Below are 15,805 nucleotides of genomic sequence, written 5' to 3'. Positions count from 1 at the left end.
GCGCAACCACCGCTGGGATCGTCGTTTTGGATAGCGCCGACCAAGGTGCGATGGGGCTGGTTCGATCCGCCGTTTGGGGGACCTCTCCCCGGCGGGGAGAGAGTCATCCAAATCCTATTCCGCCTTCAGAGCCTTTCTCGCCCGCAACGCACGCCTCCATGATTTCATCGAGCTCCGCCGTCGAGAGCAGCCCGAGCTCGGCAATGAAGACGATCCGTGATCGCGGCACGCCTGCTGCCGGCGCATCGCCCGGGGCAAGCGTGGCGCGGCCAGCGGCAAACTGAAACACCATCTGGCGGCCGGGCTGCTCGACGGTCTCGAACAGGCCTTTTGCGCGCGCGAGCTTTGGCGCAAGCCGCCCGATCGCCTGCTGCAAGCGGGGCAGCGAGAGCGGCTGGTCCGAGGTCCAGCTCAGCGTCTCGAAGCGGTCCTCCGCCGGGCGTTTCGGCGGGGCCTCGCGCAGAGAGGGCGCGCGATCGACATGCGCGGGAAACAGCAGCGCGGACGGAATCTCGCCATGTGGCGCATCGACCACCACGGCGGGAACGCGTTGTGCGCGAATGGCCGCGCGCATCCGGACGTCTGCGCCCTCCTCCGCCAGATCCAGCTTGGTCAGCGCCACGATATCGGCGACGCGCAGCTGCGACCGCTGGAGGGCATCGTCCAGGGCGGCTGGCGGCGCTGCCGCGTCCATCACGCAGAGCACCGTCTCCAGCGGCGCCTCGCGCAGGATCACGGGGTCCATCAGATTGCGGACGATGTCGGCGGGATCGGCGATGCCGCTGGTCTCGATGACGATGTATTCCGGCTTCGGATCCCGCCGCAGCAGGCTCGATAGCGTACGCAGGAGATCGCCTTCGAGCGAGCAGCAGATGCAGCCATTGGCGAGGCTGACCACGCCGTCGCTGGCGCCCGCGATCAGCTCCGCATCAATGTTGATGGCGCCGAAATCGTTGACGACGGCGGCAATGCGCCGCCCCTCCGCGTGCGCCAGCAGATGGTTCACCACCGTGGTCTTGCCCGCCCCCAGAAAGCCCGTCACCAGGAGAATGGGGACCGGCATAGTCAACCCTCGACGACGGGACGGCGCACGGGCTTTCCGGGCCGCGCCGTCACATCGAGCACGCCATCGCCGATCAGCACCTGGCCGCTGACAACGAGATGCCGCACGCCTTCCGACGGACGGTTCATCGCCGTGAAGGTCGCGCGATCCGAGAGCTTCTCGTAGTCGAACACGACGATGTCGGCGTCCGCGTCTTTCGCGAGCCTGCCCTTGGCGCGCATCGCGGGCGTGCTCTGCGACAGGATCTCTGCCGGGATCAGCGCGCATTTGCGCACGCCTTCGAGCAGCGACACGGCCTTGCGCTCGCGCACCCATTCGCGGATGAATTTCGTGAAGCAGCCGGCCGAGCGCGGATGCGAGGTGGCATCGTCAGGCAGCGGCCAGGCATCGCCGGTGTAGGTCTTGCCGTCCGAGGTCGTCCACGGCATCGCGTCGGAAGCGATGGCGCCGCCGGGATAAAGCACCGACATGTCGAGCAGGTCGCGATGATGCGCATTGTTCTCGGTGTCGAGGATGTGCCAGAGCACCAGCGAGGACGGCTCTTCGGCCTGCGCCTTCAACAGCTCCTCGCGGTCGTGGAAGCGATATCCGTCGGTGACGCGCTGCACGGAATCGTAACCGGTACCGTTGCGCTCGACGAATTCGGGGTCGCTGAAGAAGGCGGCGGCGAGCACGGTGGAGCCGGTGCCGTAAGGATAGGCCTCGACAGTGATCGGCAGGCCCTGTCCTTGCGCCTTTGCGATCAGCGCGCGGCAACGCTCGACGTCGGTCTTGCTCGACGAGTTGAAATGGCAGATGTGCATGTGCGCACCGGTGGCGCCGGCATAGCCGATCAGGCGGATATAGGCTTCCACCGCGCTTTCGGGGTCGATACGCGACATGAAGGCGACATGGGTGAAGGTCGGCACGTCCTTGGCTGCAGCGAGCTGACACACCGCCGTCAGCTCCTGCACGCCGGCGCCCGGCGCATAGGCGTTCAGGATACCGATGCCGATGCCGCCCTCGTCGAGGCCGCGCGAAAGCCGATCGAGGATGCCGGCGACCTCCGCGTCGGTCGCGACGTTGTCCATCCAGCGGCGGTCGCGCATGGCATTGCCGAACGCTTCCAGCGAGCTCTCCGCGTTCGAGCCCGTCATCGCGCCGATGCGCGCAAAGGCCCAGTTGGTGGCCGCGCCGTAGTTCAGCACGCGTCCCTTCCGCGCCTGGCGTTCATACCAGGAGGCGACCGGCAGCACGCCGGCCTCGAGATCGAGCGTCGTCGTCACGCCGTCGAAGGCCTGCATGCGGTCGGCCGGAAGCGACTGGCCGTGTGCGTGCAGATCGATGAAGCCGGGCGCGACCACGAGGCCGGTGGCGTCGATCACCCGCTCGGCGCCACCAAGGCCCGTGCCCACGGCAACGATCTTGCCGTCCGCCACCGCCACCTCCCCGACAGCATCCATCCCGCTCGCGGGATCCACCACCCGGCCGCCAGAGATCACCAAGCCGCTCATATCAAGACTCCCGAAAGCAGAGATCGCATCAAGGCAGATTTTGGGAGCAGCGACTACCTTCGCCAATGCCGACGCAGCATGCTCGCAAGGGAGGTCAATTTGCAGGCACATCGCAAACACGCGTTCGCGGTCTCGCGGCATGGTTTGCCCGAGCTTTGCTTTTCTCCTTGCCCTCTCGGAAAGAAAGGGCGCAGGGAAGGCCGGGCGCCGGCTGGCACCCGTAAAGACCCCCGTGCTGAACAGATGCACACGCAATGCACAGGGAGACACAGGGCAGCCGAAACCAGGCCTTCCCTGCGCGATGGTTCGACGGCCTATGCCGCGCTCTCCCGGGAGCCGACCTTTCCTTTGGCCTCCCTCGCCCCGCGGATTGGATGATGCAGTCTGCCCGGTTGGGCTCGCTGGCATCTCCGCCAGACTTGACCGTGGCAACGACGGCCAGGACCACACGGTTTCGCCGTACGCAGGGGCGCCGTTCGTCTTCGCAGGCCACGCATGCTCACGAGGTTCATCCCGCCCTGCACGCGCAAGCTCCGCCTTCAACGCCGCCCGCGTCCACCGCAACTCCCAGCCCGCGCTCGAAACGACGTACGACCGCCCCTTTGGTGGGCTGGGATGGCCGACACATACGACAAATCCGAATTTCGGTAAAGTGGAATATTTTCGGCAAAAGGGGTTGACAGCGGATCGGGGTGTTTCGCTTGACGTCAGGAACTCCCCGTCGGTGCCGGCACGCACTCCAGGCTCGGCGAGCTTCCGAACCGGCGCTGGGCGCGGATGCCAGTCGCTGCATCCACGACGCTCCTTCGCCGTCTTCTCGCCCCCATTGTCATTCAGGGACGAGGCGGGGCGGCGTTATGTGGGCAAAGTTCCCGAAGGTTCCGTGTGATCGTGCAAGATCTTCCGCAACGCGACCCCCGTCATTCCATGTCACGCCGTGCTCTGCTCGGCGGCCTCATGTCGGCGGGCAGCGCGCTCGCGCTCGGCGGATGCGCCGGGCTCGGTGCGACCGGCGCGCGCTACGATGCATCGTCGCTCTCCGTTGATTCCACATTGCTCGTCGCGACCACGCGCAAGCCCGTGAACGGCGCCCGCGCCAAACCCTGGTTCGGTCCGGAGCGCGCGACGAGCATGACGGTGGCGCGGGCCAAGCTGGTGGCGCCCGATGAGAGCCGCCTGTCTCTCGCCTCGGTTGGGCTCGGGGGCTGGCGTCTGGATCGGATCGAAACCGCCCCAGCCGACGCCGGCGATCTCGCGACGCAGGCCGGCGGAGGCGACGTGCTGATCTATGTGCACGGCTTCAAGCAGACGTTCGAGACGGCCGTGCTGGATGGCGCCTATCTCTCCGATGCGATCAAGTTCCGCGGCCGGACCATGGTATTCGCCTGGCCCTCCAAGGCCGGATTGTTCGACTACGCCTATGACCGCGACAGCGCGATGTGGTCGCGCGACGAATTCGAGCGCGTGCTCTCTGCGCTGGTGTCCGCGCCGAGCGGCGGCCGCGTCCACATCGTCGCGCACAGCATGGGAACCATGTTGACGCTGGAGAGCCTGCGTCAGCTCTATGGGCGATACGGCGACACGGTCACGAGCAAGATCGGCGCGGTGGTGTTCGCCGCACCCGACATCGACATGGACGTGTTCTCGTCGGCGGTGCAACGCATCGGCCCGCTGGCCGGCAAGATCACCGTGATCGCCTCGACCAACGACCGCGCATTGGCGCTGTCGGGACAGCTCGCCGGCGGAATGACCCGGGTCGGCGCAGCGGAAAAAGCCGCCATCGCGCGGCTCGGCGTGCGCGTGGTCGATGCGTCAGCGGAAGGCTGGGGCATCGTCAACCACGACCTGTTCCTGTCGAATGCGGATGTGCAGAAGGTGATCCGGCGGTCGATCGATGGGACGACGGCGTAAGGGAGCGCTCGCAAGGCGTGATATTGGCGGCGGACGACGACCAGCTAAGATGGTAATTTGCGCTCGGCGATAACCCGCACCGGCGGAGCGGCGACGCAATCCACCACGTCGAACAGCACTTGAAATCTGCGATCAAAAACGCCGTGCAAAGGCAATCACATCATCGCGCCGTTCGTCGGCAATGGCAGTGCCGAGCGAGCAATGGGGCGTCCAAGCGCCGGGCCGGCGGAGAACCTTCGAACCAGCGAATTTGGTTGAACGCGATCCGCAACTGCGTCTCGCCGGCGACAGCTGCCAGCATGACGTCCCACGCGGCCTTCTTGTCGACCGCAGGCTCGTCGTAGATCGCGAATGTGAAATGTGGCCGAACACGGCAACCTGATCCCACGGCCGCTCGATCTCGCCTGCTGACTCGTCGTCGGCCCGGATATTGATCGCCAATGCCAAAGGCTCACCCGAAGGGTGGAACAATCAAGTGGAGATCAAGGGAAAGATTGTCTTAAAAGACAAATGGCGCTCCCTAGGGGAATCGAACCCCTGTTTCAGCCTTGAGAGGGCCGCGTCCTAACCGCTAGACGAAGGGAGCGTGAGGGCTAGCCAATAACCTCGAAATTTGTCCGCCGCAAGGACCCCGACGTGCCTTTTACGGCTCGTTGGCGAATTTCAGCCGTCCGGCCGGCTTCAGGGTGTGGGCGTCGAAGGTGCGGATCTCGATGACCCCGCCGAGATCCAGCGTGACCACGAGGCGGTCGCCCGCGACCCCGGTCGAGACGATCTTGGCGCCCTTCGGCAGGGTGGCGGTGACGTCGCCCACCGGCTCTGTCGCCCTTCCCTCCGACTTGAAAAGGCGGTAGCCCACCGCGATCAGCACGGCGCAGATCGCCAGCGCCGTGGTCAACCCCGCGATCAGCATCATCCGCCGCACCCGCGCGAACAGCGCGGCCTGCTCGGGGGTCGGTTCGGGAACAGCGGTATCAGACGTCGTCATGGAAAGCTCAGGCTCTGCGCAAAGGTTGGAGGTCGTGGTCGCCGGTGACGAGGGCTCGACCCGGCTCGACCGCGTGCTGGCGGCGCGCCTGCCGGAGCTGTCGCGATCGAGGCTGAAGGCCCTGATCCTGGCGGGCGCAGTACACCTGAAGGCCTCCGCGGTCCGCGACCCCGCTTATCACGTCGCATCCGGCGATACGATCATAATCGACGTGCCGGAGGCGGCTGCGCCGGAGCCGAAGGGGGAGGATATCGCCCTCGACATCGTGTTCGAGGACGACGACATCGTCGTGCTCAACAAGCCGAAGGGGCTGGTGGTGCATCCCGCCGCCGGCCACGAGACCGGCACGCTGGTGAATGCCCTGATCGCCCATTGCGGCACCTCGCTCTCAGGCATCGGCGGGGTGCGCCGGCCCGGCATCGTGCACCGGCTCGACAAGGACACCACAGGGCTGATGGTGGTCGCCAAGAACGACCTCGCCCACGCCTCGCTATCAGCGCAATTCGCCGACCACGGCCGCGCCGGCGCGATGCGCCGCGGCTACATGGCCTTCGCCTGGGGCGTGCCCGGCCGGCATCGCGGCACCGTCGATGCGCCGATCGACCGCCATCCGCATGCGCGCGAGAAGATGGCGGTGCGCCAGGGCGGCCGCGAGGCGGTGACGCATTGGGAGATCTTGGAGAGTTTTCCGGGGCGCGACGGCAAGCCGATCGCAACGCTGCTCGCCTGCGAGCTCGAGACCGGGCGCACCCACCAGATCCGGGTCCACCTCGCCCATATCGGGCACCCTCTCATGGGGGATGCGGTCTATGGCCCGCATTTCAAGACCAAGGCGAACCAGCTTGGCCCAGAATCGCAGGCCGCTCTGGCCGCGCTGGGGCGGCAGGCCTTGCATGCCTATTTGCTGGTATTGGAGCACCCGAGGACCGGAGAATTACTCCACTGGGAGGCGCCTTTGCCGGAGGATTTGCTTCTCCTTCAAGCTGCGCTGAAAGCGGCGCTATGACGCAGGCCCGTTAGGAAAAGCGTTACATTACAAAAAGTTATAGCTGCCACACGGGGTCGTGACGTCAGCAATCCTTCCCTTTTTGACCCCCCATGGGGTATATTGCGCCTGCGTTGGAAATGACCAACGCGGAACATCGCAGCTACGGCCGGCTTTAACAAAGCGGTCGTCTGCCTGGCCCGCCGCTATCGGGGGCCTGAACCTTTGGAGGGCTTCAGTATGGCCCGTACCGCTACTTTGCCGGTGCTCAACGGAGAATCCGGCCTCTCTCGCTACCTCGCCGAGATCCGCAAGTTCCCAATGCTGGAACCCCAGCAGGAATACATGCTCGCCAAGCGTTGGCGCGAGCATGACGATCGCGACGCGGCACACCAACTCGTCACCAGCCATCTCCGGCTCGTGGCCAAGATCGCCATGGGCTATCGCGGCTACGGCCTGCCGATTTCCGAGGTCGTCTCGGAAGGCAATGTCGGCCTGATGCAGGCGGTCAAGCGTTTCGAACCCGAGAAGGGCTTTCGTCTCGCCACCTACGCGATGTGGTGGATCAAGGCGTCGATTCAAGAGTACATCCTGCGTTCCTGGTCGCTCGTGAAGATGGGCACCACCGCGAACCAGAAGAAGCTGTTCTTCAACCTGCGCAAGGCGAAGAGCAAGATCAACGCGCTGGACGAGGGCGATCTGCGCCCCGACCAGGTGAAGGTCATTGCCAAGCGCCTCGGCGTCACGGACCAGGACGTGATCGACATGAACCGCCGCCTCGGCGGCGACGCGTCGCTCAACGCACCGATCCGCGACGACGGCGAAGCCGGCGAATGGCAGGACTGGCTGGTCGACAATACGCCCAACCAGGAAGCCATGCTGGCCGAGCACGAGGAGTATGACGAACGCCGTGACGCGTTGAACGGCGCCATGGGCGTGCTCAACCCGCGCGAACGCCGCATCTTCGAGGCCCGCCGCCTCGCCGATGAGCCGATGACGCTGGAAGACCTCGCCGCCGAGTTCGGCGTGTCGCGCGAGCGCGTCCGCCAGATCGAGGTCCGCGCCTTCGAGAAGGTGCAGTCCGCGGTCAAGGGCACGATCGCAAGGGCCGAGCAGGCCGCGCTGGAAGCCGCGCACTAAGCGGGGCTTCGCCGCAGTAAGAGATTGGCGGATCGAAAAGACGAAAAAGCCGGCGGCAACGCCGGCTTTTTTTGTTGCCTGTGTGATGCTCTGTTCGAACGAGGCACAGCGCAGCCAGCTCTCGGTGTCATGCTCCGGCTTGCCGCCTTCGCTGAAGCTCCGGCGCGCCGAGCAACTCTGCGGGCCTCGGCGTAGCCTTGGCGGAGCCGGGACCGGGGCATCCAGTACACCGCAGCAGTTGTCGTAGCGGCGAGATCTTCAACACCGGCCTCTGGAATACTGGATCGCCCGGTTGAACCGGGCGATGACAGCTATGGTTGTGGCTGCAGTCGGCGCCGCAGGCGTGCCTCTCAGCGCACGCTAAGCGCGCCCCGGAATGACAGGCAGCTCTACTCCCCCCACACCCGCGCCAGGGTCGCGAGCCAGCAACCTTCGCAATAGCGCGCGTCCTTGTAGTCGATCCAGTTGTGCGCGTAGACGCGATCGAGCGGGATGCCGTAGCGGGCGCGCAACACCTTCACGAGGATCTTCCACGCCGCGACCTGCGCTTCGGTCGGACCGGTCGCCACGTCCGGATAATTGCCGGCGAATTCGACGCCGATCGAGTTGTCGCGCAGCACCTGCCGGTAGGTCGCACGATTGTCGATGTACTTATTGTCGTTGCGGTTGGCGCCGTCGCCATGGGTCGGCACCAGGTTTTCGGCGACCGCCCAATAGACCGTGCCGTCGGTCTCGACCCACACCGTGACGCCGCGCCGCGTCGGGGCCTTCGCCTGCGCCTGCGCGCCGCCGCGCGCCGAGCCCGCAGGTCCCTCGGTCTGGTGCACGATGATGTTGCGCCAGGGGTTTGCGTCGCGGACGTCGCCCCACGGCGCCAACCAGACGATCTTTAGACCAGGAATGTCGGGCGTGCCGGAGGCGCGCGCGAGCTTTGTCAGTTCGGCATCCTCGGCACCGGCGGGGACGATCAGAGACAGGGCGGCGAGAACGGCTACGAGCAGGCGAGACATCATCATCCGGATCCAATCACGGACGCTGGTCTAGCACGGCTCCAGGCGAATTTTGTGCCCGCCCTCGTGAGGACCGACCGGCTCGGGCGAGAGCGGCGGCGGCGGATCGTAGACGGCAAAGTCGTTCTTGCCGTTCTTCTTGGCCGCGTAGAGCGCATGGTCGGCGTTGGCCATCAAGCGGTCCGGGAATGCGCCGATGCCGCGATCCCATTGCGCGACGCCGATCGAGATCGCGATCGGGATCTCGTCGCCGGTGCAGGCCTCGGCATCCTGGCGGCAAACCTCGAGCACGCGGCGGGCGATCGCGGCGGCCTCGCGCAAGGACGAGGACGGCAGCACGACGCAGAACTCGTCGCCGCCGGTGCGGGCGAGCATGTCGCCGGGCCGAAGGCGCGTCTGCGCCATCAGGGTAAAGTGCTGCAGGCAGGCATCGCCGGCGGCATGGCCGTGGGTGTCGTTGATGGTCTTGAAGCCGTCGAGATCGATCACCAGCAGCGAGAACGGCACGCCGTTGCGCGCGGAGCGGGCGCATTCCTCGGTCAGGCGCTGCAGCAGATGCCGCCGGTTGGCCACGCCGGTGAGATCGTCGAGCAGCGCGAGATCGGCAACCTCGCCGCGCAGGCGGTCCATCGCCATCAGCAGGAAGCCGAAATTGAGCGTCATCGACAGAAACAGCAGAACCAGCACCAGCAAGCTGTGGACCTGACCACCGCTCTGCGCCGAGAAATCGTAGCCGATCAAATGGCCCGCAGTGCGCACCACGAACATCCCTATGATGGTGAGGATGACGATGGCGGACAGCCGAGCCCCCGGACTGACGCGGCCCTCGGGCCGCGACAGCAACAAGGGTAACGCCAGCACCAGCGGCACCGCTTGGCCGAGCGTGTAGCTCACCATGCGCAACTGGACCTGATCGAAGCCGAGCAGGAAGACCACGATGGCGGCAATGCTCAGCATCGTGGTCGCGGACATGAGGCGCCACGACACTGGCCGGTCGTAGAAGCGCTGGATGCCCATCGCCGCCAAGCAGCAGGCCGCGATGATACCGGCCGCGCCGACGACGGTCGGTATGGGCGAGGCGATGAACAGGCGAAGCAGCGCGGCCATCGCGCCGGCGGCGCCGATGAAGGCCGATCCCGTCCAGAACCGGGCCGCCGCGAACTTCGGATACGAACGCGCCACGTAGGCCCAGATCAGGCCAAGCGCGAGGAAGTTGGCGACGAATACCGTCCAGAGTGTCGACACGCTCAGCATGGCGACTGCGGGACGCGCATGGTCCCGCCCTCTTCGCTTGGTAAACGTCCGTACATACCCGCTCCCGTGTTCTTGCGGGCGAGCATGCGCGTGACGCGCTTAATGGAGTCTCACTGCGACCCTCGAAAGTTCCGCCTTGGTTTTGGATTCATGAAGGGCGCGGGTCGTTGGCGGATCGTTAAGCTTGTCGCCGGCGACGGCATCGCCGAAGCCTCGATGCGGATTCGCGCACCAAAATCACCCGAAAATGCATCTGAGCTGTGGATAACGCGATGACATCGATGTGACAGCGCGGGGCAGAGACCTGCGAATCTGCTGAGTTCGTCGTCGAGGATGTTGCGAGGCTGGCCCTCCGCCGAGCATCCCTCGTGTCGCGTTCCACCATTAACCCTTAAGAGGATCCTATGGCTAAGAAAGCGAAGAAGGCGGCGAAGAAGAAGGCGAAGAAGGCCAAGAAGGCGAAGAAGAAGTAACGAGGCTTCTTTTTCTTTGCCCGGGTGGAGCCTCGCTCCGCCCGGGCGTCGGGTAAGGATCGAACGAGTTTGAAGACGGCGGGCACAAGGCCCGCTTTTTTATTGGCTTGTTGGCTTACGCTGCTCTTTTACTCCCCCGCCCCACTCTTGTGGGGAAAGGTAAGAACGAAAGCTACCTCTCCGCGAAAGCCAGCTTGGCGCCGAGCGCGGCAAAGCCCGCCGCAAAACTGCGGCGCAGCCACGTCATGACGCCGGGACGGGAGATGACGCGCTCGCGCACGGAGGCGGCGCAGAGGCCGTAGACGGCGAAAACCGCAAACGTCATCGCCATGAAGGCGCCGCTCAATTCAAGCATGCGCGCCAGCACATGGGCCTCGTCCGCGGCGATGAACTGCGGCAGGAAGGCGAGAAAGAAGATCGACAGTTTTGGATTGAGGATGTTGATCAGGAAGCCGGTGACGATGACGCGGCCGCTTGAACGCTCCCTGATGTCACCGTCGACCGCCAGCGCTCCGCTCTCGCGCAGCGCCTGCCAGGACATGTAGAGCAGATAGGCGACACCGCACCATTTCAACGCAGCGAAGGCGAGCGCGCTGGTATGGAGCACGGCGGCAAGGCCCAGCATCGCAGCACACATGTGCGGCACGATCCCGAGCGTGCAGCCGAAGGCCGCGGCAATGCTGGCGCGTGAGCCCCGGGTGAGCGCCGCGGCCAGCGTATAGAGCACGCCGGTGCCGGGCGAGGCGACGACGATCAACGAGGTGAGCAGGAAGGACCAGGTCATGTGCGGACTTTATCAGGCCGCCCCGCGATGAGAAAGCCGGGCCGGCCCGGCGCGCCTCAAGACAGCTGCGCGATCTCGGCCTCGCGCAGGACGTCGAGCGGCGCCCAGGGTTTGGCCCAGAACTTGGCACCTGCGGGCAAGGCCTGCATCAGGGGGCGGCCGGAGGTGACGACGATGTCGAGCCTGGGATTGCGGTCCTTGGCGACATGGGCGAGCTCGACCCCGTTCATGCGGCCGGCAAGCTGGACGTCGGTCAGCATCAGGCAGAGCGCGCCGGCGCTCTTGTCGAGCACGCGCTCGGCGGCCTCGGCGCTTTCGCACTGGATGACCTGGTAGCCGCTCTCTTCCAGCAGCAGGCATAGCATCTCCCGCTGCATGACGTCGTCCTCGACGATCAGCGCCGTCGCACGAAATGGCTGTGCCTGTCCCATCAGCGTCTCCCAATGCTTGCTTGCGTAACGTAGGTTAAGGGGCCAATTCGCTCTCGGTTCGGTTCCATTCTGAAAAAATGTAAATCATAGTTCCACGACCGAGGGCTTGACGGGGGAACATCATGACTGCGATTCGCGGCGCCGCCGCCATCACGGGAGCCGCCAGCGGCATCGGCCGCGCGCTGGCCATCGCGCTTGCGCAGCGCGGCTGCGATCTCGCGCTGGCCGATCGCGACGAGGCGGGGCTGAAGAGCCTCGCTGCGGAGATTGGCGCAACGCGCAAGGTCAGCCTGCACCGCGTCGATGTCGGCGAGGCCGACGACGTCATGCAGTTCGCGAGCGAGGCGATCACGGCGCATCCCGCGCTCGGCATCGTCGTCAACAATGCCGGCGTGGCGCTGATGGGCTCGTTCGAGGAGGTCGACCAGGCGCAGATGGACTGGCTGTTCGACATCAATTTCTGGGGCGTGGTGCACGGCACACGCGCCTTCCTGCCGCATCTGAAGACGAGGCCTGAAGCGCATATCGTCAACCTCTCCTCGATCTTCGGCATCATCGCGCCGCCGGGCCAAGCGGCCTATGCGGCGGCGAAATTCGCGGTGCGCGGCTTTTCCGAGAGCGTGCGGCACGAGCTCGCGGTGGCGGGCAGCCCCGTCAGACTGTCGGTCGTGCATCCCGGCGGCGTCGCCACCGCGATCGCGCGCAACTCCCGCACCGGCGTCGGCGTCACCGACAATGCCCGCCGCGCACAGTCGATCGAGCGGTTCGAGAACGCGGCGAAGACGGCGCCGAAAGATGCCGCGCTGCGCATCATCAAGGGGATCGAGAAGAACGAGCCGCGCATCCTGATCGGCAACGACGCCCGCTTCATGGACCTCTTGCAGCGCTTCCGCCCGGGGACGTACTGGGCGCCGCTGCAACGGAAGCTGGAGCGCATGGCGAAGGGGAAGTGAGTCGGGGGCGCGACAGCGCGACCTCGTGCTCACGCATTTTTCGCGATCGAGAGATATGGGGGGCACGGCGCAAAGGCGCCTGCCTTTGCCACCCTCCGAGTTCGGCGCCCGCCCCTACTGCCCTGCCAGCCGGTCCGCGAAATAGCCGATCGTCTTCCTGTAGACCACCGCCCTGTTCCACTCGCGCATGGCCTCGAAGTTCGGCGTGCCTTCGCCGTAGGGCTGGCCCATCTTGAAGCCGCTGGTGTGGAGCAGGTTCGCGGTGGAGGCGAGCACGTCGGGGATGCTGTGGCGGAGATCGACATGGCCGTCGCCGTCGAAATCGACGCCGTATTTGATGTAGGACGACGGCAGGAACTGGGTCTGGCCGATCTCGCCGGCAAAGGCGCCGACGAGGTCGCGCAGCGGCAGGTCGCCGCGCTGCACGATCTTGAGCGCGGCGAGCAGCTCGCCCTGGAACAGGTCGGTGCGGCGGCAATCATGCGCCAGGGTTGCCAGCGTGCGGACCACCGGCATCTTGCCAACGTCGCCCTTGCCGAAATCGCTCTCCAGGCCCCAGATCGCGACCAGGATGTGGCGCGGCACGCCGAACTTCTGCTCGATGCGCGAGAGCAGCACGGCGTGGCGCTGGAGCATTGCGCGGCCGCCATTGATGCGGCCCGGGCCGACGCGGGTCGAGACATATTGCTCGAATGTCTTGTTGAACGTGTGGCGCTGGCGCCGGTCGAAGGCAAGCACCGCGCCATCGGGCGTGACGCCGGAGAGCGCCGCGCTGGTCACGCTCGCCGAGACGCCGGCCGCTTGTGCTTCCTGGGCCATGCTGGCGACGAAGCTGTTGAAGTCGCCGCCGCAGCGCGCGGCCCGCGCCGCCCCGCCGGTCAGACCCATGACGAACGCGGCGGCCAGAAGCAGTCTCAGCATGCGGAGCAATCCCCAAAAAACCTTGCGCGAAGCAGTGCGCGGATCATGCCCGGGAACGAAGCGAGCGTCAAAGCGCAAAGCTCGACGCGCAACGCTTGATCCGCATCAAACTGTCTCGCGGCCCGCTGCCTAGATTGCAGCGACCAGGAGAGCAGTCGAGGAGAAGCGTCCATGACCGGAATTACACTGACCGCCGAGCAGATCCGCAATGCGCCCGCAGCGGTGCGGCAATGGATCGAGCAGGAGGTGATCAGCTCGCTGGGCCTCGCGCCGCGCGCGCCCGTGACGATCCCGCCGCAGGCCTCCCATCTCGTTGCCTGCAGCGTGGAGGACGTCGCCGGCGTGCTCGAGCACATCAGGGGCGTGCTTCCTGCGGTCAACGTGCTGCTCGAGCTCGGCCGTCCCGGCATCAGCTTCGGCAAACCTGCGGTGATGACGTTCCGCCTGATGGACATCCTGCATCACACCCGCCTGCCCGACATCAATGGCGTCATCACCTGCCTGGAGATGATCAACCAGGCGCTGATCGAGGTGAAGAAGGACCCATCGGTGCGGTTCTGCGGCTTCGATCATGAAGGCCACTGCCTGATCGCGCCGCAGACGCAAGCGAGCATCGCAACGCTGTGGCAGACCATGATGGAGCGTCAACAGGCGGCGCAGAAGAGTGAGGCGAGCGGCCAGGCCGCGCCGGCGGCGTGAGGTGGCGACACTCTCTCCTCGTCATTCCGGGGCGCGACGAGGTCGCGAGCCCGGAATCCATTTTGCCACAATTTCTGCCGCCTGATGGATTCCGGGTTCGTGCTTCGCGCGCCCCGGAATGACGACGGGAGAGAGATCGCGCTATGATATTGATACTTGCGCGGCGATAGCGCTCCAAGCCAGCATGAAGCAACCAGCATGCCCAACCATCAGCCCACTCGAACTCCGCGCCTCACTCTCCTCCGCATTCCCCTGTTCCGCCTGCTTGCCATCAACCTCGCGATCGGCGCCTGCGCCGCGACGCTACTCGTCGGCGGACTGCTCTGGCTCAACCCCGGACATCTGCGCGATCTGATCTTCGCCGATCGCTCGCCCGGCATCGCGCTGGCTCTGCTGCTCGCCTCCTTCCTCATCACGTTCGGCTCGGCCGCGATGGGCAGCGCGATCATGGCGCAGGGACGCAAGGAGGACAGCGGCAAAGGCGGCGGACACGGAGCGCGGCTCGCCGCACAGGAGGTGGTGCAGCGCACGCGCTCGCATTGAGATACGCGCGGAACACACTTGGCGCACATTCGATCACAGTATCTGCACGCGGCCGGGAATATTTGCAGGCACGTGCATCTTCCAACACAGCGCGCGCCATGCGCTGCATCGCGGGCCGCGTGGATGAACAAAGTGGTTCGAGAATCCAAACATTTGCGTCGATGCGGTTCCACATCGCACATCGCAACCAATGCATATCAGGCGCGCACGCTGCGACATCGGCGCCACCATGATTTGCCTTGCCATCGCAGAGCGCAGGTTATAGCATTCTATTCTAGGTTGTCGCCCCGCCAGCCCCGGGTGACACTGAAGACCAAAATAAACGGCGGGCTTTGCGGCCCGCCGTTTATTGAGGGGGCCGCATCGGACCCGAAGCGCCAGGGCGCTTCCATCCCCCAACGTGCTTTTTCGATCGATTGCTCGGTGAAAACCGCGGCTCCTGGCATGCGACGCGCAAAGTCATTTGACTGCGGCGCCCTGATCGACGACAAGCCGCCATGGCCAAAAAACCCGGGACCAATCCCAAAGGCGAATTCGCCTTCTTCAACGTCTTCTATGAAGACGATTCCCAACGCTCCAACCGCCGCGTGCCCTCAGAGCTGCTCGGCGGCCTCGACGGCGACGAACCCGCCCGCGGCTTCATCATGGAGCAGGACCGGGAGATCGCGGAAAAGAGCGGCCGCCCGGCGCTGGAGATCAAGCGGCTGGAGCGGGTCGGGGCGAAGAAGAAGTAAGACGACATGAGCAGGCGCTCACCAGCGCCCGCTCCTCTTATTCCAGGCGAACAGCAGATCGGAAAACCGGTCGTAGACAAACCGCGTGAACGGCAGCGCCACGCGATTGCCGAACAGCGCAGCGAGCCGCCCCTCCCCCGGCGTCAGCCTCCACAACGCAATCGCGACATCCGCGCCGACGATGAGCCGTCCAGCTTCATCGGTCGCATGCAGGCGGCGCCTGATGTCGTCGAGCGTGGCACCGAAGTGCGCCAGCGCATCCAGCTGCTCGTTGATGTCCTTGAACTCAACAATGCCCGCGCGCACCAGAGCCAGCAACTTGTTGCGCTGCCAGTCGATGCCGGCGTCGCAGACGGGGCAGCGGGTCTTGTAGTAGATGGTGAAATTGGCAGCCGGCATGATCGCGATCAACTAACGACAAGA

16 protein-coding genes and 1 tRNA gene are annotated in these 15,805 nt (G+C 65.5%); 7 read left to right on the top strand and 10 right to left on the bottom strand.

Annotated features, from left to right (window positions below; translation table 11 throughout):
- Positions 1-103 precede the first annotated feature (103 nt).
- Positions 104-1,063: a CobW family GTP-binding protein gene (locus RX330_RS06445; RefSeq protein ID WP_317242440.1), complete on the bottom strand. Its 960-nt coding sequence runs from the start codon at positions 1,061-1,063 to the stop codon at positions 104-106.
- A 2-nt stretch (positions 1,064-1,065) separates the two neighbouring features.
- Entirely contained in the window at positions 1,066-2,556 is a 1,491-nt protein-coding gene (locus tag RX330_RS06440; protein WP_317242439.1) for an amidohydrolase family protein, read from the bottom strand.
- Between the two features lie 927 nt (positions 2,557-3,483).
- Here RX330_RS06440 and RX330_RS06435 point away from each other — a divergent pair.
- Complete coding sequence (locus RX330_RS06435) at positions 3,484-4,467, top strand: alpha/beta hydrolase (RefSeq protein WP_317242438.1); 984 nt, start codon at positions 3,484-3,486, stop codon at positions 4,465-4,467.
- Positions 4,468-4,978: 511 nt separating this feature from the next.
- Here RX330_RS06435 and RX330_RS06430 read toward each other — a convergent pair.
- Positions 4,979-5,053, bottom strand: a tRNA-Glu gene (locus RX330_RS06430).
- Between the two features lie 57 nt (positions 5,054-5,110).
- A complete protein-coding gene (locus tag RX330_RS06425) occupies positions 5,111-5,455 on the bottom strand; it encodes a hypothetical protein (protein WP_212080490.1) in 345 nt (114 codons plus the stop codon).
- Between RX330_RS06425 and RX330_RS06420 the strand changes: the two genes are divergently transcribed.
- Entirely contained in the window at positions 5,454-6,461 is a 1,008-nt protein-coding gene (locus RX330_RS06420; RefSeq protein WP_317242437.1) for an RluA family pseudouridine synthase, read from the top strand. The two genes, RX330_RS06425 and RX330_RS06420, sit on opposite strands and share 2 nt — an antisense overlap.
- Before the next feature lie 219 nt (positions 6,462-6,680).
- Complete coding sequence (rpoH, locus tag RX330_RS06415; protein ID WP_212080488.1) at positions 6,681-7,580, top strand: RNA polymerase sigma factor RpoH; 900 nt, start codon at positions 6,681-6,683, stop codon at positions 7,578-7,580.
- 389 nt (positions 7,581-7,969) lie between these two features.
- Here the strand turns inward: rpoH and RX330_RS06410 are convergent, their stop codons facing one another.
- From RX330_RS06410 to RX330_RS06395, 4 genes are all read right to left on the bottom strand, one after another.
- The gene (locus tag RX330_RS06410; RefSeq protein WP_317242436.1) at positions 7,970-8,596 is read right to left on the bottom strand and encodes an N-acetylmuramoyl-L-alanine amidase; all 627 of its coding nucleotides are present in this window, start codon (positions 8,594-8,596) and stop codon (positions 7,970-7,972) included.
- Between the two features lie 24 nt (positions 8,597-8,620).
- The gene (locus RX330_RS06405; protein WP_317242435.1) at positions 8,621-9,844 is read right to left on the bottom strand and encodes a GGDEF domain-containing protein; all 1,224 of its coding nucleotides are present in this window, start codon (positions 9,842-9,844) and stop codon (positions 8,621-8,623) included.
- Between the two features lie 645 nt (positions 9,845-10,489).
- A complete protein-coding gene (locus RX330_RS06400; RefSeq protein ID WP_317242434.1) occupies positions 10,490-11,101 on the bottom strand; it encodes a LysE family translocator in 612 nt (203 codons plus the stop codon).
- A gap of 56 nt (positions 11,102-11,157) precedes the next feature.
- A complete protein-coding gene (locus tag RX330_RS06395; RefSeq protein WP_317242433.1) occupies positions 11,158-11,532 on the bottom strand; it encodes a response regulator in 375 nt (124 codons plus the stop codon).
- A 122-nt stretch (positions 11,533-11,654) separates the two neighbouring features.
- Between RX330_RS06395 and RX330_RS06390 the strand changes: the two genes are divergently transcribed.
- Positions 11,655-12,485 carry an SDR family NAD(P)-dependent oxidoreductase gene (locus RX330_RS06390; RefSeq protein ID WP_317242432.1) on the top strand — a complete coding sequence of 277 codons (831 nt, stop codon included), beginning with the start codon at positions 11,655-11,657 and terminating at the stop codon, positions 12,483-12,485.
- A 114-nt stretch (positions 12,486-12,599) separates the two neighbouring features.
- Here RX330_RS06390 and RX330_RS06385 read toward each other — a convergent pair whose 3' ends face one another.
- Entirely contained in the window at positions 12,600-13,406 is an 807-nt protein-coding gene (locus RX330_RS06385) for a lytic transglycosylase domain-containing protein (RefSeq protein WP_317242431.1), read from the bottom strand.
- Positions 13,407-13,577: 171 nt separating this feature from the next.
- Between RX330_RS06385 and RX330_RS06380 the strand changes: the two genes are divergently transcribed.
- The 3 genes from RX330_RS06380 (at position 13,578) to RX330_RS06370 (ending at position 15,382) form a co-directional block, all read left to right on the top strand.
- Complete coding sequence (locus RX330_RS06380) at positions 13,578-14,105, top strand: hypothetical protein (RefSeq protein ID WP_317242430.1); 528 nt, start codon at positions 13,578-13,580, stop codon at positions 14,103-14,105.
- Positions 14,106-14,303: 198 nt separating this feature from the next.
- Positions 14,304-14,648 carry a hypothetical protein gene (locus RX330_RS06375; protein ID WP_317242429.1) on the top strand — a complete coding sequence of 115 codons (345 nt, stop codon included), beginning with the start codon at positions 14,304-14,306 and terminating at the stop codon, positions 14,646-14,648.
- Between the two features lie 497 nt (positions 14,649-15,145).
- Positions 15,146-15,382, top strand: coding sequence for a hypothetical protein (locus tag RX330_RS06370; RefSeq protein WP_317242428.1), 237 nt, complete (start codon positions 15,146-15,148; stop codon positions 15,380-15,382).
- An 18-nt stretch (positions 15,383-15,400) separates the two neighbouring features.
- On the opposite strand, the gene RX330_RS06365 is transcribed toward RX330_RS06370, so the two are convergent.
- Positions 15,401-15,781, bottom strand: a complete 381-nt coding sequence (locus RX330_RS06365) for a thiol-disulfide oxidoreductase DCC family protein (protein ID WP_317242427.1) — start codon at positions 15,779-15,781, stop codon at positions 15,401-15,403.
- Positions 15,782-15,805 lie beyond the last annotated feature (24 nt).

This window comes from Bradyrhizobium sp. NDS-1 (assembly GCF_032918005.1).
Classification (GTDB): Bacteria; Pseudomonadota; Alphaproteobacteria; order Rhizobiales; family Xanthobacteraceae; genus Bradyrhizobium; species Bradyrhizobium tunisiense.
The sequence above is the reverse complement of the archived record's forward strand: the minus strand, read 5'-3'. Positions and strand labels throughout refer to the sequence as shown.